The following is a 3,692-nucleotide window of genomic DNA, read 5'->3' on the forward strand; positions in this document are numbered from 1 at the left end:
GCATGTTCAAACTGGCTATTGTATAGATCGGCATAGAAGCCGCCTTTAGCCAGCAATTCCTCATGCTTGCCCGTTTCGATAATGTTGCCGTCCTTCATGACCAGAATCAGATCGGCGTTCTTGATCGTCGAGAGGCGGTGGGCAATCACAAAGGAGGTTTTACCTACAGTCAGCTGGTCCATCGCTTGTTGAATCAGCAATTCCGTACGCGTATCGACCGAACTTGTGGCCTCATCCAGAATGAGCATGGGTGCATCTTCAATCATGGCTCTTGCAATGGTAATCAATTGCTTTTGACCGGCAGAGAGATTGGCTTTATCGTCCAGCATCGTATCATAGCCTTGCGGCAGTGTTTTAAGGAAGCTGTGCAGCCCTACCGCTCTACACGCAGCTTCCACCTGTTCATTAGTAACATGCTGTTTGGAAAAGACGATATTCTCACGGATCGTTCCTTCAAACAACCAGGTATCCTGCAACACCATACAGAATAATTCATGAATATTCTCACGTGTTAATTGGCTGATCGGGGTTCCGTCAATATAGATTTCCCCGCCGTTCAGCTCATAGAACCGCATAAGCAAATTCACGAGCGTTGTCTTACCGGCGCCTGTCGGACCAACAATGGCAATTTTCTGACCAGCTTCAGCTTTCATAGAGAAATCCTTGATAATCATACGGTCTTCGTGATAACCGAAACGGACATGTTTAAATTCGATATTCCCTTTGGCGTTGTCCAGCTTCTCGGTCTTGTCGCTCTCATCCGCCAATTCTTCCTCACCCAGAAATTCGAATACACGTTCACTGGCGGCAGCCGCAGATTGCAGATTGGTTGCGGCCTGTGCCAGCTGTGACAAAGGCTGTGTAAACAGACGAATATACACCATGAAGGCTACAATAGTTCCGATCGTTATAGTATGTTGATTCACCAGCAAAGCGCCTACGACACAGACCGCGACATAACCGAAATTCCCGATGAACATCATGACCGGCATCATCAGGCCAGACATGAACTGGGACTTCCATGCATTTGTATATAAGCGGCCGTTAATGCCATGGAACACTTCCTTGGCTGCTTTTTCTCCATTATATACCTTGACTACGTTATGACCGGCATAGGTTTCTTCGATATGACCGTTAATCTGGCCAAGCTCCGCTTGCTGTGCTACAAAATATTTCTGTGAATGCTTCATAATCACGGTCATCAAGGAAAAACCGATCAACGTAGCCAGAATCCCGGTAACGGTCATGATCCAGTTCGTATACAGCATCATAATCAGGGCACCCACGAAGGTTGCCAGCGCGCTGACAAGCGTGCCGAGACTGTTGTTTAACGTTTGACCGATGGTATCGACATCGTTGGTCACACGACTAAGCACATTACCGTAGCTTGTAGCATCAAAATACTTCAAAGGCATATGATTGATTTTTCGGGACAGCTCTGTCCGCATCTTTTTTGTAAGACGCTGTGACACGGTTGCCGTAATGAAGCCTTGGAAATAGTTAAAGATAAGACCCAGACCATACAAAAGCACCAATACAAAAACAATCTTCTGGACAGCATTCACATCAACCCCTGTTACGATTCCTTCCTGGATCAGGTTGGCAATATCGCTGAGCTTATCCGGACCAATTACATTGAAGGCGGAACCGACCAGGGCCAGCACCATTGCGAGTATAATTACGGGCACATAGGCCTTGCTGTAGGATAAGAGCTGGACGATGGTCTTTTTAAAATCATTCGCTTTTTCACCAGGAGCCATCCCCCTCGCAGGACCTCCACCCATGGGACCTCGCTGTTTCATTTTCATATCCTGACTACCGACGGTGTGTTCATTCTTATCCATGTACGAGTTCCTCCTTCGAAAGCTGCGAATAAGCGATCTCCTGATAGGTGCTGCAGTTCGCCATCAGCTCTTCATGTGTGCCGTTCCCTACAATCTCCCCCTGTTCCAGTACGATAATCCGGTCAGCGTCCTTAATGGTGCCTATGCGCTGAGCAACAATGAGTGTCGTCGCATGGCCGGTTTCTTTTTTAAGAGCGGAGCGCAGAATCCGGTCTGTTCTGTAGTCCAGTGCCGAGAAGGAATCATCGAAGATATAAATCTCCGGCTGGCGGTAAATGGCACGCGCAATGGACAGACGCTGCTTTTGACCACCGGACACGTTCGCTCCACCTTGTGAAATCCGTCCCTGATACTGACCATCCATTTTTTCAACAAATTCCGTGCCTTGGGCAATCCCTACGGCTGCTTTGACGAGTTTCTCCGAAGCTCCTGCTCTTCCGTCATCGCCATACGAAACGTTGGATGCCACTGTACCGCTGAAAAGCACGGCTCTCTGAGGGACATACCCGATTTTGTTATGGAGTGCCTGCTGCTTATAGTTTCTGACATTCACACCATCCACGAGCACCTCTCCCTCGGTCACATCGTAGAAACGGGAAATCAGATTGACTACGCTGGTTTTGCCACTGCCTGTTGCGCCAATAAAGGCAACCGTCTCGCCCCTTTTTGCCGTAAAGCTAATGTTGTGAAGCACGGGCTCCTCCGCAACCGGATATTTGAAGCTGACATTACGGAATTCCACCTGACCCATAACGTCCTCTTCTCCAGCTGTCTCATGTCCGTCAACGATGCTGGATTCGGTATTCAATACCTCCATGATCCGTTTCGCAGAAATCGAAGCTCGAGGCATCAGGAAGAAGATCATACTTACCATCATAAAGGCCATAACCACCTGCATCGCATAAGAGGAAAATACGACCATATTAGAGAACAACGTAATGCGGTCCGACACGGCCGCTCCGTTAATCAGGTAAGCGCCAATCCAATAGATAGAGACACTCAGACCCGACATAATAAAGGTCATGCCCGGGCCAACCATTGCCATTAACCGGTTCGCAAACAGGTTTGTATTCATCAATTCGACATTGGCCTGCCCGAACTTCTCCTCCTGGTACTGATCTGCATTGTAAGCGCGCACCACCCGAAGTCCGGTCAGATGCTCACGTGTTACCTTGTTCAGATTATCGGTGAGACGCTGGATTTTCTTGAAACTTGGCAGAGCGAAAATAACAATGACACTCAGCATCAGGATCAGGACAGCCACGGCCCCTCCTGTAGAGGCGGTCCACTGCCAGTTTTTATCCGCGATTTTCACAATGGCCCACACAGCCAGAATCGGTGCCTTGATGATCACCTGCAGTCCCAGCGCAACCACTGTTTGAATCTGGGTAACATCGTTCGTGGAGCGTGTGATGAGGCTTGCCGTCGAAAAGCTGTTCATCTCTTCCATCGAGAAGGATAAGGTCTTATCAAAGACCATCGCACGCAGACGCATGGCCAGTCCTGCCGCCACCTTCGCCGCAAAATAGCCGACAATAATAGATGCAATCATACTGCCGACGGCACACAACAGCATGTAACTACCGGGGACCAGCAGTTCTGATATAGGTGTTCCTGCTGTTTGCAGCTTGGTTGTAATTTCTGCCATATAATCAGGCAGCTTCAGATCAAGCCATACCTGCACAACGATGAAAGCAAGGCTGAAAAGCACGAGCATCCATTCATTTTTCTTGAGATATTTGAATATCTTCAGCATTCTGTTGCTCTCCTTTTATCTGAAAATCTTAGGTGTTTGGTGCAATTTAATATGACCTGCATAGGAATTCAGCTTTTAGAGACAATAAGCTT

Annotated in this window: 2 protein-coding genes; both read right to left on the minus strand. The window is 48.2% G+C overall.

Features of this window, described 5'->3' with window-relative positions; all coding sequences use genetic code 11:
* On the minus strand, positions 1–1,844 hold a 1,844-nt coding region (locus L693_RS0126765), incomplete at its 3' end, for an ABC transporter ATP-binding protein (RefSeq protein ID WP_025721491.1).
* On the minus strand, positions 1,837–3,600 hold the full coding sequence (locus L693_RS0126770) for an ABC transporter ATP-binding protein (protein ID WP_025721493.1): 1,764 nt from the start codon (positions 3,598–3,600) through the stop codon (positions 1,837–1,839). The genes L693_RS0126765 and L693_RS0126770, both read right to left, overlap by 8 nt.
* Positions 3,601–3,692: the final 92 nt, after the last annotated feature.

The organism is Paenibacillus sp. 1-18, from assembly GCF_000520755.1.
In the GTDB taxonomy this organism is placed as follows: domain Bacteria; phylum Bacillota; class Bacilli; order Paenibacillales; family Paenibacillaceae; genus Paenibacillus; species Paenibacillus brasilensis.